The sequence below is a fragment of the Methanobrevibacter sp. genome (genome assembly GCF_017410345.1).
Lineage (GTDB): Archaea > Methanobacteriota > Methanobacteria > Methanobacteriales > Methanobacteriaceae > Methanobrevibacter.
This window is the reverse complement of the sequence record NZ_JAFQQZ010000041.1, coordinates 35,554-59,135: the sequence shown is the minus strand read 5'-3', so window position 1 is coordinate 59,135 and position 23,582 is coordinate 35,554. Positions and strand designations below refer to the sequence as shown.

24 protein-coding genes are annotated in these 23,582 nt (G+C 33.2%); 14 read left to right on the top strand and 10 right to left on the bottom strand.

All coding sequences use genetic code 11. The features are described 5' to 3' along the window. Window positions 1-94: 94 nt before the first annotated feature. Entirely contained in the window at window positions 95-502 is a 408-nt protein-coding gene (locus tag IJE13_RS05245) for a translation initiation factor IF-5A (RefSeq protein WP_292777933.1), read from the bottom strand. 311 nt (window positions 503-813) lie between these two features. On the opposite strand from IJE13_RS05245, the gene IJE13_RS05240 reads away from it, so the two are divergent. The 6 genes from IJE13_RS05240 (at window position 814) to IJE13_RS05215 (ending at window position 7,964) form a co-directional block, all read left to right on the top strand. Beyond that, on the top strand, window positions 814-1,272 hold the full coding sequence (locus IJE13_RS05240) for an arginine decarboxylase, pyruvoyl-dependent (protein ID WP_292777931.1): 459 nt from the start codon (window positions 814-816) through the stop codon (window positions 1,270-1,272). Window positions 1,273-1,331: 59 nt separating this feature from the next. Then, window positions 1,332-3,203 carry a bifunctional NADP phosphatase/NAD kinase gene (locus tag IJE13_RS05235; RefSeq protein WP_292777929.1) on the top strand — a complete coding sequence of 624 codons (1,872 nt, stop codon included), beginning with the start codon at window positions 1,332-1,334 and terminating at the stop codon, window positions 3,201-3,203. 89 nt (window positions 3,204-3,292) lie between these two features. Further along, window positions 3,293-4,945, top strand: a complete 1,653-nt coding sequence (cfbE, locus tag IJE13_RS05230) for a coenzyme F430 synthase (protein WP_292777927.1) — start codon at window positions 3,293-3,295, stop codon at window positions 4,943-4,945. Window positions 4,946-5,112: 167 nt separating this feature from the next. Further along, the gene (gene hemC / locus IJE13_RS05225; RefSeq protein ID WP_292777925.1) at window positions 5,113-5,982 is read left to right on the top strand and encodes a hydroxymethylbilane synthase; all 870 of its coding nucleotides are present in this window, start codon (window positions 5,113-5,115) and stop codon (window positions 5,980-5,982) included. Between the two features lie 339 nt (window positions 5,983-6,321). After that, complete coding sequence (locus IJE13_RS05220; RefSeq protein WP_292777921.1) at window positions 6,322-7,269, top strand: Gfo/Idh/MocA family oxidoreductase; 948 nt, start codon at window positions 6,322-6,324, stop codon at window positions 7,267-7,269. A gap of 86 nt (window positions 7,270-7,355) precedes the next feature. Next, on the top strand, window positions 7,356-7,964 hold the full coding sequence (locus IJE13_RS05215) for an orotate phosphoribosyltransferase-like protein (protein ID WP_292777916.1): 609 nt from the start codon (window positions 7,356-7,358) through the stop codon (window positions 7,962-7,964). A 100-nt stretch (window positions 7,965-8,064) separates the two neighbouring features. Here IJE13_RS05215 and IJE13_RS05210 read toward each other — a convergent pair whose 3' ends face one another. Then, entirely contained in the window at window positions 8,065-8,445 is a 381-nt protein-coding gene (locus tag IJE13_RS05210) for a helix-turn-helix domain-containing protein (protein WP_292777912.1), read from the bottom strand. Window positions 8,446-8,678: 233 nt separating this feature from the next. On the opposite strand from IJE13_RS05210, the gene IJE13_RS05205 reads away from it, so the two are divergent. Further along, complete coding sequence (locus IJE13_RS05205) at window positions 8,679-9,083, top strand: pyridoxamine 5'-phosphate oxidase family protein (protein ID WP_292777907.1); 405 nt, start codon at window positions 8,679-8,681, stop codon at window positions 9,081-9,083. A 58-nt stretch (window positions 9,084-9,141) separates the two neighbouring features. On the opposite strand, the gene IJE13_RS05200 is transcribed toward IJE13_RS05205, so the two are convergent. Further along, a complete protein-coding gene (locus IJE13_RS05200; protein ID WP_292777937.1) occupies window positions 9,142-9,795 on the bottom strand; it encodes a DUF169 domain-containing protein in 654 nt (217 codons plus the stop codon). Further along, window positions 9,792-9,947 carry a hypothetical protein gene (locus IJE13_RS05195; protein ID WP_292777902.1) on the bottom strand — a complete coding sequence of 52 codons (156 nt, stop codon included), beginning with the start codon at window positions 9,945-9,947 and terminating at the stop codon, window positions 9,792-9,794. The genes IJE13_RS05200 and IJE13_RS05195 overlap by 4 nt, the downstream gene beginning before the upstream one ends. Before the next feature lie 264 nt (window positions 9,948-10,211). On the opposite strand from IJE13_RS05195, the gene IJE13_RS05190 reads away from it, so the two are divergent. After that, on the top strand, window positions 10,212-11,036 hold the full coding sequence (locus IJE13_RS05190; RefSeq protein WP_292777898.1) for a protein-ADP-ribose hydrolase: 825 nt from the start codon (window positions 10,212-10,214) through the stop codon (window positions 11,034-11,036). A gap of 21 nt (window positions 11,037-11,057) precedes the next feature. Further along, window positions 11,058-11,978, top strand: coding sequence for a hypothetical protein (locus tag IJE13_RS05185; protein ID WP_292777895.1), 921 nt, complete (start codon window positions 11,058-11,060; stop codon window positions 11,976-11,978). A gap of 32 nt (window positions 11,979-12,010) precedes the next feature. Here the strand turns inward: IJE13_RS05185 and IJE13_RS05180 are convergent, their stop codons facing one another. Then, on the bottom strand, window positions 12,011-13,396 hold the full coding sequence (locus IJE13_RS05180; RefSeq protein WP_292777891.1) for an MATE family efflux transporter: 1,386 nt from the start codon (window positions 13,394-13,396) through the stop codon (window positions 12,011-12,013). A 168-nt stretch (window positions 13,397-13,564) separates the two neighbouring features. Here IJE13_RS05180 and IJE13_RS05175 point away from each other — a divergent pair, with 168 nt between their 5' ends. The 3 genes from IJE13_RS05175 (at window position 13,565) to IJE13_RS05165 (ending at window position 16,314) form a co-directional block, all read left to right on the top strand. After that, window positions 13,565-13,978, top strand: coding sequence for a hypothetical protein (locus IJE13_RS05175; protein WP_292777887.1), 414 nt, complete (start codon window positions 13,565-13,567; stop codon window positions 13,976-13,978). A gap of 506 nt (window positions 13,979-14,484) precedes the next feature. Beyond that, window positions 14,485-15,342 carry a hypothetical protein gene (locus IJE13_RS05170; protein ID WP_292777885.1) on the top strand — a complete coding sequence of 286 codons (858 nt, stop codon included), beginning with the start codon at window positions 14,485-14,487 and terminating at the stop codon, window positions 15,340-15,342. Window positions 15,343-15,360: 18 nt separating this feature from the next. Next, window positions 15,361-16,314 carry a hypothetical protein gene (locus tag IJE13_RS05165; RefSeq protein ID WP_292777883.1) on the top strand — a complete coding sequence of 318 codons (954 nt, stop codon included), beginning with the start codon at window positions 15,361-15,363 and terminating at the stop codon, window positions 16,312-16,314. 103 nt (window positions 16,315-16,417) lie between these two features. On the opposite strand, the gene IJE13_RS05160 is transcribed toward IJE13_RS05165, so the two are convergent. The 4 genes from IJE13_RS05160 to gdhA form a co-directional block, all read right to left on the bottom strand. Next, on the bottom strand, window positions 16,418-17,359 hold the full coding sequence (locus IJE13_RS05160) for a M48 family metalloprotease (protein WP_292777880.1): 942 nt from the start codon (window positions 17,357-17,359) through the stop codon (window positions 16,418-16,420). 156 nt (window positions 17,360-17,515) lie between these two features. Next, window positions 17,516-17,917: a PaaI family thioesterase gene (locus IJE13_RS05155; RefSeq protein ID WP_292777878.1), complete on the bottom strand. Its 402-nt coding sequence runs from the start codon at window positions 17,915-17,917 to the stop codon at window positions 17,516-17,518. A 15-nt stretch (window positions 17,918-17,932) separates the two neighbouring features. Next, entirely contained in the window at window positions 17,933-18,511 is a 579-nt protein-coding gene (locus IJE13_RS05150; protein WP_292777876.1) for a sugar O-acetyltransferase, read from the bottom strand. Window positions 18,512-18,642: 131 nt separating this feature from the next. After that, complete coding sequence (gene gdhA, locus IJE13_RS05145; protein WP_292777873.1) at window positions 18,643-19,977, bottom strand: NADP-specific glutamate dehydrogenase; 1,335 nt, start codon at window positions 19,975-19,977, stop codon at window positions 18,643-18,645. Between the two features lie 992 nt (window positions 19,978-20,969). Here gdhA and IJE13_RS05140 point away from each other — a divergent pair. Next, window positions 20,970-21,518, top strand: a complete 549-nt coding sequence (locus IJE13_RS05140; protein ID WP_292777871.1) for a helix-turn-helix domain-containing protein — start codon at window positions 20,970-20,972, stop codon at window positions 21,516-21,518. A gap of 214 nt (window positions 21,519-21,732) precedes the next feature. Here IJE13_RS05140 and IJE13_RS05135 read toward each other — a convergent pair whose 3' ends face one another. After that, window positions 21,733-22,374 (bottom strand): queuosine precursor transporter, encoded by a 642-nt coding sequence (locus IJE13_RS05135; RefSeq protein ID WP_292777869.1) that lies wholly within the window; start codon window positions 22,372-22,374, stop codon window positions 21,733-21,735. A gap of 276 nt (window positions 22,375-22,650) precedes the next feature. Here IJE13_RS05135 and IJE13_RS05130 point away from each other — a divergent pair, with 276 nt between their 5' ends. Then, a complete protein-coding gene (locus IJE13_RS05130) occupies window positions 22,651-22,881 on the top strand; it encodes a hypothetical protein (protein ID WP_292777865.1) in 231 nt (76 codons plus the stop codon). Window positions 22,882-23,582 lie beyond the last annotated feature (701 nt).

The following is a 23,582-nucleotide window of genomic DNA, read 5'->3' as shown; positions in this document are numbered from 1 at the left end:
AAAAGTTGATTTGATTTTAGATTTGATTTGATTTGAAAAAAGATTGAAGTAGGATTTTAAAAAAATCCTCGAAAAGTGTAAAAGAACTAAAGAATTATACTTTTTTAGTTCTCATGATTTTCATATTGCCTAAAGCAATGATATATTCTACACCTAAGTCAGTACCTACAGCACCTCTGATTTCATCATCGAATTCAGCAGGTATAGGTAATTCAAAGGTTTCGAAAGTTTCTAAGTCCATGATTTGAACTTGGTCACCCATAACAGCTAAGATTTGACCGATCCTTTTGTCAAGAATAGGTACTTCAACTTTAGTGTCTACAGGTTTTACTAAACTTCTTTTTTGACCATCAAAAATACCAACAGCTTCTAATCTTGCTTTTGCAGCTCCATGTTTACCTGGAGATGAAGTGGTTAAGCTAGTAACTTTAGAAGCTTCTCCATCTAATACAATATATTTTCCGACTTTTACGGTTTTAAGTTCTACAACTTTGGTTGACATTAAAATAACCTCTCAATAATAATTAAAAATAAATTTAATTGCAATTTATTTCTTAAATTAACAATATCTATAAATTAAAAATTTAGTTAAAAACTAATAATTTTTTATATTTAATTGAAATTAAATATGATTAACCTAATAAAATATAGATTAATAATATATTAATTTAAAATTATATATAAACTTTCGTATTAAAAAAATACTGAAAAATAATTTCATTATGGATATTTAAAATATTAATATATTATAAAAAACAAATATTAAATCAGTATAAATTTATTAAATAAAATCTTTAAAATCAAAGTGGTAAAATGAGAATAGCTATTGTATCAGGAAACAGTGAAGGTCCGACAGAATTGAATGCTTTTGACAACGCCTTATATGAAGCGGAAATCGGTGATGTGAACTTGATAAAGGTTTCAAGCATGCTGGAAGCCAACACCAAAGTTGAAAAATTGCCTAAATTGAAAGCGGGATCAATGGTAAACTGTGTATTGTCAAGCTTAACTTCAAATAAGAAGGGTGATGAGTTGACTGCCTGCATTGCAGTGGCTATCGGCGAGGAACTGGGATGTGTTGTTGAGACAAACGGAATCAATCAGAATCCAGAAGATGTAAAGAACGAAGCAATTGAAATGGTAAAATACATGATGAACAAGCGTAATGTGAAAATAAGGGAATTGATTGTGGAAGAGGCACATCATACCGTAAAGGAAATCGGATCTGCAATAGCTGCAGTCATTTACATTACTGATGACATTTTAGAATAATGCTAATTTAAATTTTGAAAAATGGAAAAAATAAAAAATGATGATTAAGGAGTGGGAAGATGAATCAAGAGGACATAGATATTTGTAAGAACATAGCCACCACTGTTTTTGAAAATGTGGAGAAGCTCCTTGAAGGGCAAGTCGGAAACCCTAAGGCAGGAGAATTCGTTAAGATAGGTGCAGATGGAACTCCTACATCCTATATCGACATCATTGCAGAAGAGGAAGTAATCAAGCTCCTTAAGGATGCTGAATTTGAGTCTTATCTAATCAGCGAAGAAATAGGAGAGCTTAAGCTTGGAAAAGGAAAGCAGGAATCAATCAGCCTAAGTGAAGAGCTCCTTAACAACGAGCCAAAAAGCAAAAAGGAAAGAGAGGAGCAGGAAAAGCCTAGATTCATATTCCTGATTGATCCCCTTGATGGAACAAGCAATGCAATAAAGAACATTCCTGCATACGGAATGTCAATTGCTGTTGCCAATGTGCCTGAAGGAAGGGAAGCAACATTGGATGACGTTCAGCTTGGTTTTGTAAAGAATTATGCAAACGGAAACTTCTACGAAGCAATCAAAGGAAACGGCGCTAAAAGAAATGGAGAGCCAATGACTCCAAGCAGTGAAACAGATCTGACAAAAATAAGCCTTGGAGGATTCACCAAAAGCAAGACCCTTTCAGTTTCCAAATTGGTGGATACTGCAAGAAGGATGAGAGTATTAGGTTCTGTAGTATTGGAGCTTGCCTATGTCGCAAGCGGAAAATATGATGCATTCCTTGATTTGAGAGGAAGTAGAATCATCGACATAGCCGCTTCAAAGCTTATCGTAGAGGAAGCCGGAGCAATCGTAACCGACAAATACGGTGAAAAGCTAAACAGCAGACTAAGCATCTATGAAAAGGCAGTTGTTGTAAGTGCAGGAAATCCAGACTTGCACAATCAAATCATCAAGATCATAAACAATGACGAACTGGAAAAGATTCAAAGCGTTGCAATAGTAAGTAGAGTTGACGAATATAAGTCAGTATTGTTCTCACTTAAGATCTTTGAAACATTGCTTCAGAGGAATATGGAAACAGTCATAGAATCTTCTCTTGCAGAAAAGCTAGAGGAAATAAAAGAAGACCCTGAACTTCACAAAATCATTGCAAAGACAGTTAACGAAACTCCAGAGATTGCAAAGCATATCGAAAGCCTGAACTTCAATTACAACTTCCGGGACTATGCAAAGGAGCTTAACGAACTTAGAACAGACATGGCAATCATTCTTGGAGGAGACGGAACCCTTCTCAGGACTCAAAACCAATTGACCAAAGAGATTCCAATCTTCGGAATCAATATGGGTACTGTAGGATTCCTTACAGAAATCGAAGTGGAAAACACCTTTGAAGCCCTTGATGCAATCCTGGAAGGAGAATGGTCCAAAGAGAAAAGAACACAAATCATCATCTCCCATGAGAACCAAACCTTCCGTGCATTGAATGAAGTTGTAATCATGACTGCAAGGCCTGCTAAGATGCTCCATTACGAAATCTCAGTTGATGGAGAGGTTGTAGAGGAATTGAGGGCGGACGGATTGATCATTTCCACACCAAGTGGTTCAACCGCCTATTCAATGTCTGCAGGAGGGCCTATTGTAGACCCTAAAGTAGGGGCATTCATCATAGTTCCTATCTGTCCATACAAATTGGGAGTCAGGCCATTTGTAGTATCTGATGGAAGTGAAATCCGAATCAAACTCCTTAAAAGAGGTAAGAAGGCAATTTTCGTAATGGATGGGCAAATCCAGAAAGAAGTGAACTATATGGAAGAGCTCGTAATCAAGAAATCAGAGAAAGATGTTTACTTCATGAGAATCAATAAGAAATACTTCTATAAGAAAGTTAAGGATAAGCTTAACGAAGGAGGATTAGACAGCATTAACAGAGTATTATAATTACTCTTAAATGTTTTCTAATTATCATTTTTATTTATAAACAGCAATTCTATTTTTTAACAATTCAATTATTATCAAGAGTGAAAGCAATGAATGTCTTTTTAGTTGATTTGACACATGGGGGAGTCAAGATATCCTCTGAACTTGCCAAATCAGAAAACTATGAAAATGTATTTGCATATGACTTGTACAATACATTGAAGGAAGAGGATGAAAGTCTTTTAGACACTTATAACGTTAATGTAATAAAAGACTTGGATTCATTTAGAAATCAGCTCAGATTAAATTCAATAGATAAGATTGAAAAGAAAGATGATGAAAAAGACTTGATTATCAATCCTATTCACTCTTCATTAAATATGAATGAATTATTGATTGAAATAGCCGATTCTATTGATTCAAATAATCAAGTTATTCTAAATCAATATGACATTATCAACCATCATGAAGCTACAGAACTCGTTTTATCAGACTGGAAAGAGGAAACAGAAAAGCAGAACATAAAAACCATTGAAATAACTGGTGTAAAAGGAAAGACAAGCACAGCATTCCTCTTGAAAGAAATATTCTCACAAAACAATAGGAACACATTGCTATTATCAAGTCTAGGTGCCTATCTATTTAGAAAAAGCGATGATAACGAGCAGAAGCTTATCTTGCAGAAGAACATCAGCATAACTCCTGCAAATATCATAAGCACCATTCAACTAGCTAAGAAGATAGCACATCCAAAATGCAGCACATTTCCGATTTGCGATAAGAATTTGGATTTGGAGGAAAGAATTGAAGAGAGTGACATTCAAGAAGAGTTTAATGATAATCCATATAAGGACTTGAATTACGATGTTGCCATATTTGAAAATTCATTGGGAATCTGTGACTTGGGAGACATTGGAATTCTGACCAATCTGGTTGAAAACTATTCCATTGCAAAAGGACAGTCAGATGCAAGAGAAGCCAAAAGGCAAGTATTTAAATCCCCATTGGTAGTCATTGAACATGAAACATTGAATGAATTTTATGAAGAGGAAAAGGTAGGATATGAAGATAAAATCAATAGCTTTTCACTAAATGACCATGATGCAAATGTCTACTGTGAATCAATTGATTATGACATTGACAAGACCACTATCAAAATTGTTTATCATGACTTGAAGAAAATTGATAAAAAATTAATAAATGGTAAATTGATAGTGCATTGCTTTGCTCCTGGACCTCATCATGTGCTAAACGTTTTAGTATCTCTCACAACTGCTCTAGCATTAGGCATCGATGGAGAAACAATTCAGAATGCTTTATCAAACTTTAAAGGAATCGATGGGCGAACAAATGTGAAACAAATCGATTCTGAAAATGACTTGATAATCATTGAGGAAATCAATCCTGGCATCAATACAAAAGCCATTGAAAGCTCAATAAACATGATCAAGGACATTGACGATTATTATATCATCATTGGTGGAAAGTATGGAATCACATGTGAAGAGATAGATGAAGATAAACTGTCCCAATTCTTAGATGAATATCTGATTGAAAATCCAAACACTAATCTGATCTTAACTGATGAAGTGGGAAAGAGCCTGTATGATAAGATAAATTCATTGAATGAAGAGAATAATGAGAATAAGTATGAAATAGAGTTTTTTGAAGATTATGAAGAAGCTCAAAAAATTGCAAAAAAAGATAAAAAGAACATTCTATTCATTTACAGATCAAATTATTCACAAGTGTCAAAACGTTAAAATAATAATTAAAATAAGAGAAAGAATAAAAATATTAAAAATTTAAATAATTTTATTAAGAATAATTAACAAAATTAATATGTTAAAGATTAAAGGAAATGATTTAATCCATTAAATTCATTTTTATAAATTCACAAATTTTTCAATAAAAAGCCAAGGCGAATTAAATGATTGTTGGAACTAGAGGAAGCAAACTTGCACTTGTACAGACAGACTACATCAGAAGCTGTCTATACAATATCACTGGAGAAGAAGTGGAAAAGAATATTATAAAGACCAAGGGAGACAAGATAACAAACTCCCAGTTATATAATATGGATTCCAAAGGACTTTTTACAAGGGAACTTGACAATGCACTTCTTGAAGAGGAAGTGGACTTTGCAGTGCACAGCCTAAAGGATGTGCCAACCGAATTGAACGAAGATCTTGAGATTGTTGCAGTTCCTCCAAGGGAAAGTCCAAATGAAGTGCTCATTTCAAACTACAGCTGGAGCGAGCTTGAGGAAGGCTCAACACTTGGAACAAGCAGCTTAAGAAGGGAAGCATTCTGCAAGCTCCATGACAAGGACTTCGAACTGAAGCCAATCAGAGGAAATGTGGAAACAAGAATCAAGAAGGTCATGGATGGAGAAGTGGATGCGACAATCATGGCAGAGGCCGGCTTGAACAGATTAGGCCTGCAGAAATACATAAAAACCAAATTTCCAACAGATTACATAATGCCTGCGGCAGGCCAAGGGGCTTTGGCAGTAATTACAAGAAAAGACAGTGAATTCAAGGAAACAATCGCCAAATTGAACCACTATTTCTCATTCCAGGAGGTCTTGGCTGAAAAGACCATACTTGAAGAGATAGGAGTTGGCTGCCAATGGCCTATTGGAGCAATAGCTGGAATAAAGAACAATCAGCTGGAGCTTAATTCCATATTGCTTGATAAGAATGGGGAGATCCTATATAAGGATAAAATCAGCGGAAGCATTAGGGAAGCTGAAGATATGGGAAGGAAAATCGGCCATAACATGCTTGAATTCCTTTAAGAATAGCTAAAATAGCTGATTTCTTCTTTGAAAATATTTGCTTTTTTAAAATTTTTTTTAACTGATAAATGCATTTCATGAAAAAACTTGAATTTTCATGAAATCAAAAATTTATCAAAATTTAAAAACAGTTTAAAAATTCTTAAAAATTAATTTATCCTATTTTTTACAGTATTTTAAGAACATTAGTCACTAATTATCCCTTATTTTAAATTTAATCCAATTTAAGAGCTAATAATATAATTATTAAGAAAAAATTATATAAAAAAATATAAAATTTTAATAATATTTATAAGTCATAAACCACAAAAATATATCTGATTAATTGGAGGAATATCTTTGAGAACTATAAATGTTGGAGTTATAGGTGTAGGTGCAATGGGATATAACCATGCACGTGTATATTCGAAATTGGAAAACGCCAACCTCGTAGCGGTGGCGGATGTAGTAAAACCAACCTTAGACAAAGTTGTAAAGAAATACAAGACAAAAGGCTACTCTGAAATTGAAGACTTATTGAAAGACCCTGAAATTGAAGCTGTAAGCGTATGTGTGCCAACAACCTTCCACCACGAAGTCGTTATGGAAGCAATAAAACATGGAAAGCATGTTTTAGTTGAAAAGCCAATCGCATTCACTGCTGAAGAAGCGGAAGAGATGATCAATGCTGCAAAGGAAGCAGGCGTAAAGCTTGCAACCGGACATGTGGAAAGGTTCAATCCTGCAGTGCAAAAGGCTAAAGAGCTTATTGAAAACGAAGTGATCGGTGACTTGGTAACCATTTCAGCTAAAAGGGTAGGTCCTTTCCCCCCAAGAATTAAGGATGTGGGAGTGGCCATTGACCTTGCAATTCACGATTTGGATGTAATGAACTTCCTTATTGAAGCACCGGTCAAACAGGTCTACGCTACCATGAGCAGCATATTGGATCAATCAGACTTTGAAGACCATGCGGAAATCATGGTAAGCTTTGATGAAGACATTACAGGTATCTTGGAAGTAAACTGGTTGACTCCTTACAAACGTAGACAAATTGAAATTACAGGTACCGATGGAATAATCACCATCGACTACATCGACCAAAGCATTGAAGTCTATGGTAAGTTTGCACAAGACATTCAAATCAAACCTGTAGAGCCATTAAGTGAAGAATTGAACTCATTCCTATGCAAGATTGAAGCTGATGAGGAACCGGAAATCACCGGTGAAGACGGACTTAAGGCCCTAAAGATGGTTCTTGCAGCAAACAAATCATCTAAGGAACACAGTCCAATCAACTTTAGATAAAAATATCAATCCGCATTTAAATCAAAGATATCCAATCATTAAAGAAAAAAATAAAATTAATTTATAATCATAAGTGAGGAAAAATTATGAACCAAGAACTTATTAACAGAGCTCAAGAACTTAGAAACCATGGATTTACCACTGGGGAAATAGCTGATGAGCTTAATGTATCAATGGATACAGCACAATGGTTGACCTTACAAAGGGAATCACCTGCAGCAGAAGCTCCTGTTGACATTGCAATCAACTGGAACAGCTTAGGGGGAAGCGCAACCAGACTTAGATATGTTTCAGCAGCCTTAAGTGACATTGCATTGAAGCATGGGGACATCGACCTTGTAGTGGGAATCGCAACCAGCGGAATTCCATTTGCAACCATGATGGCTGATGTGATTGAGGAATTGACTGGAACAACCACTTGCATATCCATTTTCCACCCTAAGAAACACAGAACCAATGCAGCTAACAGCGATGAAGGAGCTATAAGCAGCAACTTCGGTACTGTGGAAGGCAAAAAAATAGTCATTGTAGATGACGTAACTACCAGCGGTGACACAATCAAGGATGTAATCAAGGTAGTCAAGGACCATGGTGGAAATCCGGTTGTAGTGACTGTATTGATCGATAAGTCAGGACTCGAAGAAGTGGATGGAGTCCCAATCGAATCATTGATTAAAGTAAGTCAATTAAGCTAAATTAACTTACTTTCTTTTTTTCTTTTTTTATAAAACTATTAATTTTTTTAAAACTTATTTTAAAACTTAATCTAATACTTATTCTTATCTATAAATATTTTTAATTATCAATATTTAAAGTGGTCTTGAATAAATTTATAATCTCATCACGTTTATTGTCTGATGGGGAATCATCTTTTTCTAAAGTGAACATAGCTAATTCATAAATAATTCTATTCATTCTTTTTCCTTCATCTGTCAAATAGTATTCAGTTACTTTAGAATTGTCTTCAAAAGTCTTTTTTCCTATTAGGCCATTGGATTCCAAATCCTTTAAGCAGTCTGTTAAAACTTTATTGCTTAAATCAGGCTTATCCTCTTTAAACTCTTTAAATCTCTTTTTTCCAAAGAATAAATCCCTAATAATCTGAATGTGCCATTTTTTGCTAAATAATTTCAAGGACTGATCCACTGGACAAATGCTGCCATCCAATATAACCATCAAATCACCTCTTCTAATAAAAGTATTTTATTTAATAATATTTATAAAATTTTAGTTACCAAAAAGTAACTAAGCACATATAAGTTACTAAAAGGTGATTAAAGCTAATTTTGTTACTTTTTGGTTACAAAACCTTTATATTAATCCTAAAATAATCTATAATTAACGTTAAACACAAAACGTTTGAAATAAAGAAAAAATATAGATTTAAAATAATTTATGGAGATGAAAAAATGGAAGAAGTAATCAAATTCTTGACTGAAAACCCACAACAATACTTGGCAACTCTCGGACTTGACGGAAATGCAAAAGTAAGGCCTATCCTTTTCTACTTTGCTGAAGACAACAAACCTTATTTCTGTACAAGCAATCAAAAACCAATGTACAAGGAATTGGAAGCAAACCCTAACTTTGAAATGACTGCAGCAACTCCTGAATTCCAATGGATTAGAATTGCAGGAAAAGTTGAATTTGTCGATGATTTGGAAATCAAGCAAAAAGTCATTGATGCAAATGATTTAGTGAAAGCATTATATGAAAGCGGAGACAATCCAATCTTTGAAGTATTTACCATTTCAGAAGGCAAAGCAACCATTGCCGACTTTTCAGGAGAACCTCCAAAAGTATATGAAATATAAATAAGTTAAACTTATTTATTTTCATTATTTTTTTCACTGATTATTTTTCACTTTTTAATTATTTATTTCCGAAATCTTCCCAAAAATGGGTTTGAAAAACGCTATTTTTACTTAATTCATCTAATCTTAAGAACAGATTCCAAGGCATGGACAGGTTCATGTATTCATCTGGAATCAGCCTCCTCATATGAGCCCTTGCTGCAAAGTCAAGTGGGCTTAAGACAGGAACAGGATTTTCACTATCCTTTTGCTCAAAGGTGAATGCACCAATAGCTTGACATGCGGAAGCTTGAGGGGTCATGATATGGGCACTTTCAGCCCTGAATGAACCGTTCAATTGAAGAACTGCAGACAATTCCATGGTGTTCAGTGTGAAAACAACTGAGTCAGGAACTTCATCCTCTTCAAGAAACTCAATTGGCTTGAAGACAACATAGTGCCCTTCATCATATAATGGCCTGTTCTTAATGTTTTCATATGCTGTATCAAAATCTGAAAAGATCCTTTCACCTTTCATAAACATCTTTTGAGTAGGTTCCGGCAAATAGCTCAATCGCTCTAGGAAATATTCCTCATCCTTAGCAGACTCAATACCTAAAGATAAAAATGTTGCCTGAAACTCCCTATCCTTATCTGTCTTAAAGCCGGTTCCCCAACCGAATCCTGCAGACACTCCTCCGCAAGTGATGTTTTCACGGCCAAATGCGGTTATTTCCTCTTTGCAATGGCCTGTCCAACCAAAGACATTACACAGCCTCCTCTTCCTGCTTTAGGCATCAATGCATTCTCCGGCTTTTCATCTGTTTTAATCAGTACAATAGGATCAAATTGCCCATTCAGTTCCTTTACAATATTGAATTCCATTAAAACAACCCCATAAAATTATTAAATAAGATGTGAACTCTTTATTTTATGATTTATTAGTAAAATTATAAAGGTTTTTCTATTAAAGAAGAAATAAGCAATAATTAATTAAATTAAGTATTTTAAATAGAAAAAAGATGAAGATAATTGGAAGAACCGTTCATGCATTAAAAATATGCTTGAGGTTACATAAAAGTTACAAAAAAGATTTATATATGGCGAACAATATTAAATTGTAAGAAAAAATTAAAAAGGAGGTAAAATATGGATGAATTTGATAAGAACAAGAAAATTGACATTATAATAAAAGAATTGATGTCTGTGAATGGCAGTTATGAGGAAGATTATGAAATTCCTGATAAGTATGAAGATAAGAGAAGATTGCTAAGAGCCTTAATGAATGTGCAAATCCCTGTCCGATTAAGTGATAAATATTATGAAATTCAAGATAGAATCCTCACTGAAGAGACTGAAAGCAAAAATTTGGTTTCAGCAGAAGATATCGAAACAATGAATAAAGCTAATGGAATAGATTCTAAAATTGCATATTGGCAAGGGGACATTACCTGCCTTCAAGTAGATGCGATTGTAAATGCAGCAAACAGCCAGATGTTAGGATGCTTCATTCCTCTGCACAATTGCATTGACAATCAGATTCATTCCGCTGCAGGATTCCAATTAAGAATGGATTGCTATGAAATCATGACAAAGCAAGGCCATGAAGAGCCAAATGGAAATGCAAAAATTACATCAGCCTATAATCTTCCTTCCAAATATGTCATACATACCGTAGGCCCTGCCATACCATATGGCCAAGAGCCAAATGAAGAGGAAATTGAAGAACTTGAAAACTGCTATAGATCCTGTTTGGAACTGGCAGATAAAGAAGGGTTGAAATCCATAGCATTTTGTTCCATATCAACAGGAGTGTTTAATTTCCCAAAGGATTTGGCTTCAAGATTAGCAATAAAAACTGTGAGAGATTATTTGAAAAACAATAAGGATACAAGCATTGAAAAGGTTATTTTCAATACATTTTCAAATAATGCTACAGAAATATATAGGAAAAATTTATTAGAATCACATTAGTTTTTAAAAAGGAGTAAAAGAATGGGAAAAATTGAAAAAAATGATTATGATGAAAGGGTTGAAAAGTTAAAGGAACTCATAAATGATGCAGATTACATAATAATCGGAGCAGGGGCAGGATTATCCGCATCTGCAGGACTTGAATATGGAGGGGAAAGATTTAGAAAGAACTTTCCGGAATTCATAGAAAAATATGGATTCCAAGACATGTATTCCCCAATGTTCTATCCATATGGAAACTCTGAAGAAAAATGGGCATATTATGCAAAGCATGTTTTTACAAACAACGTGGGAATGGAAGGAACAGAACTTTATAAAAAATTATTCAATCTTGTTAAGGATAAAGATTATTTTGTAATTACAACAAATGTCGATGATCAGTTCTTGAAATCAGGATTTGATGAAGGAAGATTCTTTAGGACACAAGGATCCTATTCTAAAATGCAATGCTCCAAAGCCTGCCATAACAAATTATATGATGATGAGGAATTGATCTTGGAAATGATTGAAAAAACAGATAAAGATTTGAAAGTGCCTAGTGAACTTGTGCCTATTTGTCCAGTTTGTGGAGAGGAGATGGATCTGAATCTTAGAAAAGACAGCTTCTTTGTAGAAGATGATGAATGGCACAAGCAAAAGAATAATTACCTAAATTTTAAAGAAAAGGCTGTTAATGGAAAATTGCTACTATTAGAATTTGGAATAGGATTCAACACCCCAATAATAATACGTTTCCCATTTGACAATTTAGTGGAATCTCACGAAAATGTAAATCTTGCAAGATTCAATAGAAGCCATTTGGAAATGACTATAGAACAGAACGGAAATTATTATCTGGTTCCAGAAAATGAATTAAGTGAATATCTATCCCCAGAAATTGAAGAGAGATATATTCCATTTAATGAAAATCTTGAAAAGACAATATATAAATTATTAAAATAATTCTAAAATGAGTATTAAGCACCTTACTTTTTTTATTTTTTAATCATTTTATCTAATTTAATCAACTTTTTAATATGCCAATCTGCCCATACCATTGTTATTGTATTCACCACTATCTCACCAAGGATTATTCCCCACCAAGCACCATATTCTTCATAGCCTAAGACAATTGCTAGAAGAATGGCAAATCCTAAAGTGAATATTGTTTCCCTCAAGATTGTCTGGAACATTGCGGTGATTCCATTTCCTGTTCCCTGGAAAACAAAGGTGGATGTGCATCCATAGCCCATTGTTGGGAAATATATGACAATTACAGATAGGAATGCAATCAATTGCGGGCTTAATCTTGTGCTTGTACCAGTATATGCAAATACTGAAACTATCTGTGGAGCAAATGCATAGACCACTATGGCAGCTATGAATCCAAAAATAATAGCTATCTTCATGGAATACCTATGAGCCACCAGAATCTCTTCATACTTCCTTGCACCATAATTTGCCCCTACAACAGAAATCAATGCTGTAGCGATTGCAAGTATTGGGGTTGTCGCTATTGTCACAACTCTCCATCCGGTTGAATAGACCGCAACGGCATCGGTATTTGCCACAACAACAAGAAGAAGGGAGAACAATGCTGCAAACAATGCATTGTTAACGAGTTCCAGACTTGCAGGAAAACCTACCTTTATAATGTCTATAGTGATGCCCTTATCAAACTTATAATTGGATAAAAATGGCTTTAGATAAGTATCCTTCTTCAGATAGAACCAATGAAACAGAATGGCATTCACAAGCAGCAATGATATCAATGTTGCAATGGCTGCTCCCCTAACTCCCAAATCTAGGCCATAGATTAAGATAGGATCCAATATCATGTTGAATATTGAAGAGAATAGCATTGCATACATTGTCCTGTTTGCATCACCTTCACCTCTAAGGACTCCGTATAATGCATTTGACAGTATAACAAGAATGGAACCGATGACCATAATCACCCCATAATCCATTGCATAATCGATTGTGCTTCCCGCACCCATTCCAAGGAGAATGTCCTTTAGGAATATCAGCAATAGGATTGTGGTTATTATGGAAACAATGACTGTGATAAAAATAGTGTGTATTGCACCGTTATCCGCCTTTTCCTTATTGTTCTCACCAATATACTTTGACAATGCAGAAGCGGAACCTGCTCCCAATCCATTTCCGATTCCCATAAGGGCAATGAAAATAGGGCTTACAAAACCGACACCTGCAAGAGCATCTGCACCTAAACCAGAGACCCAAATGGCATCGATTACACTATAAAGACTTGTGATGAACAATGAAATGATAAGTGGAATGGACATTTTCCATAATGCCTTCTTCGGATCTCCCAATATTGCATCCACTCCATCATAGCTTAAATTATTTTCACTCATTTTATCACAAATTCTTTAATGCTTTGAATATCTGAAATTAATTCTTAAAATAGCTTAAAATACTTTAAAACTTGAATTAATTAACTGTTTTTAATTCTTTTTTAGTTTAATTCCTTATAACTATATATTGATTAAAATTTATATAAATAACTATCAAGATGTGATAATATGGAAGAAAGCAACTATGTAATATTCAAAAAGCAATACGGAAACATTAAGCGACCAAGAGTAAAAGAGCTATCCATTAACTTAAATGGAGTGAAGATATACGAAAAGGACCAGTCCATGATAATCAATATCATTGTCCCTGTTGAAGAGTCAAGCAAAACAGTACAGTACTTTGAGGAATTCAACTTGGGAGAGGACATCCAATTCAACATTGCAGGAACTGGAGATTTTGAATGCATCTTCAGAGGAATCTCACCAGTGATTGACAAGCAAAGCTATTCCTCATTTTCAATCATAGTTCAGGAAAAGAATCCGAGGCCAGACCAGCTTCAAGTGGAAGCTGACTGCAATCAGGTTGATGAGTATGGAAATCCTATTCAGAAATGCATTGGCTGTGGATTGCATAGGGAATGAATGTTTTCAAAAAATCTATGATAAAAACATAATATCACAAAAGTGAAAATCATAGAAAAAATTCATTAATTTAATTAAAAATCCGTTTAATATTTTTAATAGTTATTTGTCAAAGTAATGATTTAATTGATAATAAAACCCATTATTTTAAATTAAATTGTTTTATTTGAAAATAGAATCTTCCTCATCAACATCACATCATATTATTTTCTAATTTTCATTAAAATTATAAAAAAATTCAATTTTTTCAAATTCTCTTTTTTTAAAAAATTTTCTCCTAAAACCATTTTCAAACCCTATTTTTCAAAATAAAGCATTATAAAAAAGACTTTATCAGTTTTCATTTTTCTTGAAAAATTACGAAATGACATCAATATTAAAATAAAGTTGTAAAATTGCTTTAATTTCGTTATAATATTCTAAAAACTTTTTATAATCGATAATAATTTATATAATGAAGATAAATAGAAAAATAAAGAATATTAAACAGAATTAAGGTGAAATATATGATTGATGAGATTTTCGAAGAGTATAAAAAACAGGAAAAGGAAAATATTCTTCTTATGACAAAACACTACGGCATTGATGTCAAATGTCTCCTGTATCCCAATATAAATAACGATTTGATAGTGATCTTGGACAGCGTGAATCTCTTGAATGAAGAGATGGACTCATTTAAGCAATTAGATCAGTTCTATGAAAAAATCATCAAGGAAGGAATCCTATTGGGAATCGGTTTTGGAAAGACCCATATGATAAAGAAGATCTTGGAATTTCCAATAAGCAAAAGGGAAATGCTTGATATTGATCTGAAGGAATACAATGAATTCTTCCCCCCATTTGACGAGTCAAAATCTGACTGTGAAAAGATTGATGAAGATGGAACAGAAAGGCTAATAGTGTCAAGAAATGATGAGCCAAGCCAACTTGAGGTTGAGATTTCTGCAGTATCCTACATATCAAAAGTGATTGACAACAACCACAAGGAATTGAAGAAGCTTCTATTTGAACAGTTTTTGGATGAATTTCAAATAGACAGGAAGAAGGCAAGATTCGCCTGCAACAAGAGAATCAAAATAGACGGGGAAAATCTGAAGCCTTTGATCAAATCCAGATTCTTCAAGGAAAAGACCGGAAAATATAAGGTCAAAAGGATAATCGAAGACTATTTTGAATTCATGATAGACATGGGATTGGAGATAGGAATCAGAACAGGCTTGAGACTGGTCATTGAAGACATTCAAAATGATGCCTTGCCTTATGAGCTATTAGGAAATCTATCTGAAACCGAAACAATGATGTACATCCAAAAGGAACACAGCGAGTACATCTTCAAGAAATACAAAACTGCAGTTATTGCTTAAAAAATGAGAGGTGAAAGGATGAGCTATTTGATCAATGAAATCTATGAGCTTTATGAAAAGCATTTGGAAATAACAGAACCTGTATTGAAGGGCATGGGAGTTGAAGACAACATACACAATTATCTTATTGACGTGAACATTGACCTTGAGATACTATTGGAATCCAATGACATAATCAGATATGAGCATGACGAGCTTCAAGAAAAGATAAAGGAAGCCTACGATGAGATATTCAAGGAAGGAATACTGTTTGGAATCATAGTCGGAAAAATCATCAAACTGAACAACTGCTTAAAGGATAAGAAATATTATGACGAATATATGGAAAGGCATTATGACTATTACACTGAATACAGCTTTAAGATGGATTTCTTCAAAAAGACAATTCCACCGATAAAGATAAGAAAATCAACCAGGGAAAGCAGCCCAAGACAGTTGAACTACAGAAACAAGAAGTATGAGGAAAAGAGAAAGGTTGATGGAATCAATGTAAGCTGTGAACAGATCAGGGATTCCTACTACACAATCAATGAAGAGATAATGGAGTATAAGGAAAGGATTGAAAATGAGGGAATAATCGAATTTTTGGAAGAGGAAAAAATCAATGGAGAATTGAAGAAAAAATACTCCACCATAAATGATGACCTGTTTGAAAAGCTGTTTAATATTCTGGAAGTCAATCTTAACAATGCGGAGCGAGCATGTCAGAATTACTATAGATTCGATACATTCACTGCACATGACATGTTCGTATCAGATCTCTTTGCAAATCTGGAAGGGGAATTTGAAGCAAAGGAACTGATTGATTTCTATTTGAAATACGTCTTCTTCAAGGGAATGGATATTGGAATATTGAATGGGAAGATGTTCTTTGTATATGATATCCAAGAGGGATTCCTGAATTATTATAAGATACAGAACATGAACTGTGAAGAGAAAAGCAAGTATTTGATAAAGGAATTGTTTGATTAAGAATTTTGAATAAGAATAAAAGAAGATTTTGATTAAGGATTTGGATTGAAATCCAAACTTAATCATTTTAAAAAAAAGAAAAAAAGTAAATTAATAATTAAGATCATTTAAGCTTGTATCCACAGCCAGTACAGAAATTATCCTCTGGAGCGATTGCAGCACCACATTTAGGGCAAGCATTGGCTTTAGGGGCTTGTGGAGCTTGTTTTGACCAATTGTTTGTCTTGTCAGTGACTGTAGGATCGCCAATTACAGGACCGCTAGTGAAATCCTTATCGCTGTTGATTTCAGCAATCAATGCCTTCATGTTTGCAATCCTTTTTTCATCGGATGGGTGAGTTGAGAAGAATTCAAAATTGTTTCCTCCTTTCTGACTCATGCTTTCCCAGAATGCGGGAATCTGATTGATGTCATAGCCTGCCCAATGAATGATAAGCATACCTAATCTGTCTGCTTCCAATTCCTGATTTCTGCCGAATGGCTTAACGAACAGGAAATCAGATCCGATGTTTGCAGCATTGATGGATGCTCTTGTAATGTCTCCCACTGCTCCCATACCAAAGATATCGAGAAGGAAACTTCCGAAATAAGTGGCGGTTGCAACAGTGTTCTTTGCGCTTTCAATGCTCGCACGGGTTCTTGAATGGTCAAGCAATGCATGAGCCATTTCGTGTCCTAAGATGAAAGCTATTCTCTCTTCAGTGTTAGCTATTGAGAGAATACCTGAAAACATAACTATCTTTCCACCAGGCATACAAAATGCATTTACAGTCTTATCAGCCAATAAATGCACATCCCAGTCATAATAATCCTTAATGTAATCCATTCTGTCAATTTTTGTCAGATAGGCTTCAACTGCCTTGATCAATCTTACAGCAACAGCCCTAACCACTTGTCCTTCAGGAGCATTATCCAATACCTGGGCCTTTTGGACCATGGCATAATATTGATTATAGGAATCCTGTAAGAACTTATCATCGTTTACAATATCAAAATGACTTTTACCTGTAAATGGATTTAAACTACTTCTTTGATCTTTTGCCATTCAATCACCAGCATAAGTTTTAATAAAAAATATTAAATTTTTTAAAAAAATTAATAATAGTTAATTATAGTTTTAACTTAATTGATTATATAATTTTTTAATTTATTATAAAATAATTAAAAAATTTTTAGATTATTTGAAAAATGATTAGAAAAATCATTGCATCTTATATCCTGTACCGACAAACTGTGCGACATCCCTGCCTGTATCGTCTGTAATGTCAACATTTATTACAGAGGTTGTCCTTCCGTCTTTGCGGACTGTGGCCTTTGCTATGAGCTTTTCCCCTTTTGCTCCACTCAAATAGTTTATGCTCACTTGAAGACCTACTGTCAGCTTGTGGAGTTGGTTGGACATGACTGCAAAGGCAAAATCACCTAGAGTGAATATTGCTCCACCCATCACAGCGCCGAAACCGTTTCTGAAATCATCCTTGATCTCCACACTGCAAATGCAATAATCCTCTCCAAGCTCATCCAATTGAATCCCCAATTTTGCTGCAAATCTATCTCCATCAAAAAACTCTCTTGCCTCTTCTATTGATTGGAAAGTTACCAAATTATCACCTTCTAATTATTCCTCGGTATTAACTTTTCTAATAAATCTGGCCGGGACGCCAGCAACGATTGATTTTTCCCCAACATCTTTTGTAACAACTGCCCCAGCAGCAATGATTGCACCATCACCTATTGTGACTCCAGGCAAGATTGTTGCATTGGAACCAATCCAAACCTTATCCCCAATATTTATTGGAGCTGCAATCAGATTGGCCCTTTTTTCCGGATTCTCATCATGATTCAATGTAGCCATTACAACATTGTGGCCAATCAATACATCATCTCCAATATGGATTCCTCCCTGATCCTGGAACTTGCATCCTGCATTTATGAAAACATTTTTTCCAAGATGAATGTTCTTTCCGAAATCAGTGAAAAATGGAGTGAAAACCCTGAATTCCTCATCAAGTTCCTGACCGATTAGTTTAGAGAACAATTCCCTTCTTTCATCGAAATCATGATAAGTGTAATTTAATTCAGTCGTTATCTTTTGAGCTTCAATGCTGTAATGGTTACATGCTTCTAATGCCTCTTCATCCATTACCAATGTATCGCCAGCATTGAATATATCCAATAATTCATTGAGTTCTAACATGAATAAAAGTTTATTTAAAGACATATATTAAATTAATCTTAAATTGGAAAACTAGAAAAATAGAAAAAATAATTATAAGAAAAAAATAGAAAAAATAGAAAAGTTTAAAAAAAAAGAAAAAATTAAGGAATCTAGACGATTCCTTGAGCGTTCATTGCGTCAACTACTTTCAAGAATCCTGCAATGTTAGCTCCAACTACGTAGTTTTTCTCAAATCCGTATTCTTTAGCTGCTGCATCAACATTAGCAAAGATGTCTTCCATAATGGTTTGGAGTCTTGTGTCAACTTCTTCAAAGGTCCAAGATAATCTTTGAGAGTTTTGAGACATTTCTAAAGCGGAAGTAGCTACTCCACCTGCATTGGAAGCTTTACCTGGTGAGAAGAGAATACCATTTTCAATCAAGTAATTGGTTGCTTCTAAGGTGGTTGGCATGTTTGCACCTTCAGCTACTGCAATGACACCGTTTTCAACTAAGGTTTTAGCATCATCAAGATCCAATTCGTTTTGGGTAGCACATGGGAATGCAACATCAGCTTTAACGGTCCATACGCCTTTTCCTTCGTGGTATTCAGCAGATGGTCTTGCATCAGCATAAGCGGTTAATCTTTCACGTCTTACTTCCTTGATTTCCTTTAACAATTCAACATCGATTCCTTCTGGGTCGTAGATCCAACCGGTTGAATCGGAACAGGTTACAGGTTTTGCACCTAATTGAATAGCTTTTTCAATTGCGTAGATTGCTACGTTACCTGCACCAGACATGATTACGGTTTTGCCTTCTAAGGTTTCGCCGTTTGCTTTTAACATTGCATTAGCGAAGTATAATAAACCATATCCAGTTGCTTCAGTTCTTGCTAAAGATCCACCGAAGGTCAAGCCTTTACCGGTGAGAACTCCTTCGTATAAACCTTGGATTCTTTTGTATTGGCCGAATAAGTAACCGATTTCTCTACCACCTACACCGATGTCTCCAGCAGGAACGTCAGTGTCAGCACCAATGTATTTGCAGAGTTCGGTCATGAAGCTTTGACAGAATTTCATGATTTCTCTGTCGGATTTTCCTTTAGGGTCAAAGTTGGATCCACCTTTACCTCCACCAATTGGAAGGCCGGTCAAGGAGTTTTTGAAGATTTGTTCGAATCCTAAGAACTTGATAATACCGATGTTTACGGAAGGGTGGAAACGAAGTCCGCCTTTGTAAGGTCCGATTGCACTGTTGAACTGTACTCTGTAACCGGTGTTAACTTGTACTTGTCCGTTGTCGTCTACCCAAGGGACTCTGAATTTGATTTGTCTTTCTGGGTTGACTAATCTTTCTAAAAGTGCATCTTTTCTGTATTGTTCTTCGTTTTCTTCGATTACGACTCTTAAAGATTCTAATACTTCTTTTACAGCTTGATGAAACTCAGGTTCATCAGGGTTTTCTTTAACAATTAAGTCAATTACTTCATCAACATAGGACATAATTTATTCTCCATAAATTAATTAAAAAAAATAAATTAAGATATTTTTAAATTTGAAAAATAATTAATTAAACTAATAATTAATTATTATTGATTAAAAATAGCCAATACAAAATTCAACTATATTTCAACTAACTATACTTAACTACAAAAGACATTTAACTATTTTCAGCTATTTCCAACCAAGATAAGTAAATATTAGTTAAATTAATTATTAGCAAAAAGAACATTATTTAAAAAATTTAAATAATATCTTAAGACATTTTCAGATAAGATTTCACTACCATCATAATTTAGATCCAATAGCAAGCTATCAAAAAACCTAAGTCACAATGATAGTGGCAAACCTTTTCCGATTTTTGATGTCTAAATATAAATTGAATAATATTCAATATAAAGGTACCTATTTTTAGAAATTTTTTATTTACAATTCAATATTAAAGGTAGACAAATAAGAGTTAACCTAGGAAAATCTTTAAGAAAAAAATAAAAATTGTCAAAAAATGCTTAAAAAAAGAAAATAAGCAATAATTCAAATATAGACAAGTCAATGTTAAAGGTAGACAAAAACAAAAAGTTTAATAATAATCAGCCATAATAATAAAAAATATAGGCAAATTATTAAGAAAAAAGCTAATATTTTCAGTGCCAAAGATATTTTGAGAAATGAAAAAATTCTAAAACTATTCATGATCTAATCCAAATATTAGTTTATAGATTTTAAACAATGTGAAGTTCAGATAAATATTTTTAAAAAATATTTAAAAATTATAGATAATAATAGACATTGTTTAAAATATTTATAAAAACTTTTTCAATGATAGAATAGATCATTGAAATTTAATGAAAGGGCATCGGTCGGAAAAGAAAGTGCCAACTAAAATTGAACAAAATTATAATAAAAATTAAAATATCCTAAACAATAATACAAACATAATTCTTAAATCTTGAACGCTAGTAAAACTTAAAATTTTTAAAAAATGAGGAAATCATATGAAAATACTAATATCTAATCTAAAGGGAAAGGAACTTCTGGACATTGCCATGAAAAACAGGATAGACAAATTGATCTCCGTATATATGAACTATAATGAAACCAGCCTGCTTGACCAGTATATGACCAAGGAAAACATCAAGATAAGCACTACAAATGCGATTGAGGCAGCAAAGCAATTGACTGACATCATAAGAAGGTCCAAAGATGGAAACGAAATCTATGTGGCAAGTGATGGAAACTTCATAGGATCAATTCTGAATTTTGTTGCAAACAAGGAAGGGGTAGATTACATCTACTACTGCTTCAATGACCAGGCCATACAAATGCCAAGATTGAGCATAAACCTATCCAAAACCAAATTGGAAATCCTCAAAACCCTTGCAGAGTCAGAACAGACCGCAATTCTGATTGGAAAGAATGTTGGAATCTCAAGAGCTATGGTATATAAGCACATAAACAGCCTGATGGAAGACGGCTTGGTGGGACAGACAAAACAGTACGAAAAATATTATCTTACAAATGCCGGAAAGATGGCAATTATTTAAAAAAAATAGTAAATTAAATTTCATAAAAAAAATAATCCGGTTAAAAATAGTCAAAAATAGAATAGGGCATCACAAAAAAGACACTTAAAAAAAAAAGAAATATCAAAATGTGAAATCCAATTTTGAATTCACATTTGATCTTAAAACTTATTTTGATTTTTAATTTTTAAAAACTAATTAATATTATACATCACTACATAAAAGGAACTTACAATTAAGCTTCAACTGGTTTGCCTTTTTCAGCCCATCTTACAGTCATGGTAGTGAATGGCTGAGCGATTGCAGTCCAAATCAAACTTAATATCCAGTGAGTGATAATCATTATTAAGATATCTACAACAGAATAAACACCAATAAATGCGAGTCCAATGAATACGAAGTTATCAATGAATTCACTGAAAGCAAGAACCAAGAGGTTTATTCCAGAGGAGTAAGCCTTGCCTGCGTTTACAATTGTAGTCAATCTTGCATTTACCAAGTTACCGATCAAGTAACTGATGTATGAAGCTACAAGAATTCTTGGGGTTTGGGTAAATACAAAGGATAATGCTGCATCACCAGTAAAGAAGTCTGGGGATGGCAAGAATAATATTAAAGTAGTCATAAATACGAATAATACGTCAGCAGCAATACCTAATATAAGGGTTCTTTGTGCAACCCTTTCACCGTATACATCAGCAATTACGTTGGTTAAGATATATACCAAAGGATAGATCAATACTCCAGCAGGAGTTTCCATACCTAAGAAATTGATGTTGATAATCTTAACTGTAATTAAGTTTGCAATGGTGAAGGCCATACAGAAGAATACTGTGAGTATTACCCTTTTTTCTGTAAAGTCAAAATTTAAATCCATTTAATCAATCCTTAATCATAAAAATATAACAGATTAAAATATTTTATAAGTTAATGAAATATTAAATTTAAAAAGAGATTTTTAAAAAATAAGATATTTCATACAACATATTAAATATTTAATTTAATCCAATATAAACATTTAGTATAAATTATACACTTATTCATTAAATCGGAAGAATTATTACAATTTAAGAAAATTTTAAATAATTTATAAACATATTAAATAGTAGAAATCAATTTATCTAATTTTTAAAATAAAACAAGGAATTAAATTATGAGCCAAAACAATCCAGAAGATCTAAGTCCAATTGAGGAAATCAAAAAGGAGTACTTGGAAAAGATAGACTATTTTGGAAATAGAAGAAGCAAATACGCTCTTTATAAGAAGTTTTCCAAAAAATACAATCTCAACAAGAGGGTTTTCCTTTACATTCTAAATCAGGCTCATGAGGATGTTGGCAGTCCGAAAAGATATGAATTGAATGCCAATAAGAGAAGAAAATAATCTTTTTTTACTTTAAAGCTTTGAGAAAATCTTTTTTAATAATTTTTATTTTTTCATCAAACCATTATTGAACTAAACTAATATTCATATCAAAAAAGCATTTCTCTAAAAAATAAAACGAAACATTTATAAACTCTCACAACATAATATAATACGATGTGTATATAATTACATATCAATGATTTAATAAATTTATAATCTCCAATAAAAATAATTTATTAATCAATAATATTAACATAAGAGGATATTTGAATTATTGTCTTTTATAAAAAAGTCCTATATAAATTACCTTAAAACTTGATATTTATACTCCTGTATAAATACCTTATTACAAATTACCTAAATACTATAAATACTTATTAATTTTTAAAAAAGGCAATGAAAAATATCCTCTTATTTTAGAACTATTTTTTTAAACATAAATAAGTTAAGAAATTATCTCTATAATACAATTAATAATTATTTTTTTAATTTCTTAAACAATAATATAATATTTTTATAAAAGAATGAATATTTTTTAAAAATTAGAGAGTTCTAAAAAATAACTCATTTTCATTCGTAAAATATGGAAATATTTATTAATTAAAAAAATAAAAATATGTATAGGATTAACATCCATTGGGAAATGAAGAGTATTATAAAATTTTTTTATAATATAATTCATTAGAAGAACATAGTAAAACGGAATTTTTATGATTTAT

Coding starts and splice junctions, on each gene's coding strand:
- IJE13_RS05245 (WP_292777933.1), bottom strand. CDS start 502: ATGTCAACCAAAGTTGTAGAACTTAAAACCGTAAAAGTCGGAAAATAT.
- IJE13_RS05240 (WP_292777931.1), top strand. CDS start 814: ATGAGAATAGCTATTGTATCAGGAAACAGTGAAGGTCCGACAGAATTG.
- IJE13_RS05235 (WP_292777929.1), top strand. CDS start 1,332: ATGAATCAAGAGGACATAGATATTTGTAAGAACATAGCCACCACTGTT.
- cfbE (WP_292777927.1), top strand. CDS start 3,293: ATGAATGTCTTTTTAGTTGATTTGACACATGGGGGAGTCAAGATATCC.
- hemC (WP_292777925.1), top strand. CDS start 5,113: ATGATTGTTGGAACTAGAGGAAGCAAACTTGCACTTGTACAGACAGAC.
- IJE13_RS05215 (WP_292777916.1), top strand. CDS start 7,356: ATGAACCAAGAACTTATTAACAGAGCTCAAGAACTTAGAAACCATGGA.
- IJE13_RS05210 (WP_292777912.1), bottom strand. CDS start 8,445: ATGGTTATATTGGATGGCAGCATTTGTCCAGTGGATCAGTCCTTGAAA.
- IJE13_RS05205 (WP_292777907.1), top strand. CDS start 8,679: ATGGAAGAAGTAATCAAATTCTTGACTGAAAACCCACAACAATACTTG.
- IJE13_RS05195 (WP_292777902.1), bottom strand. CDS start 9,947: ATGGAATTCAATATTGTAAAGGAACTGAATGGGCAATTTGATCCTATT.
- IJE13_RS05190 (WP_292777898.1), top strand. CDS start 10,212: ATGGATGAATTTGATAAGAACAAGAAAATTGACATTATAATAAAAGAA.
- IJE13_RS05185 (WP_292777895.1), top strand. CDS start 11,058: ATGGGAAAAATTGAAAAAAATGATTATGATGAAAGGGTTGAAAAGTTA.
- IJE13_RS05180 (WP_292777891.1), bottom strand. CDS start 13,396: ATGAGTGAAAATAATTTAAGCTATGATGGAGTGGATGCAATATTGGGA.
- IJE13_RS05175 (WP_292777887.1), top strand. CDS start 13,565: ATGGAAGAAAGCAACTATGTAATATTCAAAAAGCAATACGGAAACATT.
- IJE13_RS05170 (WP_292777885.1), top strand. CDS start 14,485: ATGATTGATGAGATTTTCGAAGAGTATAAAAAACAGGAAAAGGAAAAT.
- IJE13_RS05165 (WP_292777883.1), top strand. CDS start 15,361: ATGAGCTATTTGATCAATGAAATCTATGAGCTTTATGAAAAGCATTTG.
- IJE13_RS05160 (WP_292777880.1), bottom strand. CDS start 17,359: ATGGCAAAAGATCAAAGAAGTAGTTTAAATCCATTTACAGGTAAAAGT.
- IJE13_RS05150 (WP_292777876.1), bottom strand. CDS start 18,511: ATGTTAGAACTCAATGAATTATTGGATATATTCAATGCTGGCGATACA.
- gdhA (WP_292777873.1), bottom strand. CDS start 19,977: ATGTCCTATGTTGATGAAGTAATTGACTTAATTGTTAAAGAAAACCCT.
- IJE13_RS05140 (WP_292777871.1), top strand. CDS start 20,970: ATGAAAATACTAATATCTAATCTAAAGGGAAAGGAACTTCTGGACATT.
- IJE13_RS05135 (WP_292777869.1), bottom strand. CDS start 22,374: ATGGATTTAAATTTTGACTTTACAGAAAAAAGGGTAATACTCACAGTA.
- IJE13_RS05130 (WP_292777865.1), top strand. CDS start 22,651: ATGAGCCAAAACAATCCAGAAGATCTAAGTCCAATTGAGGAAATCAAA.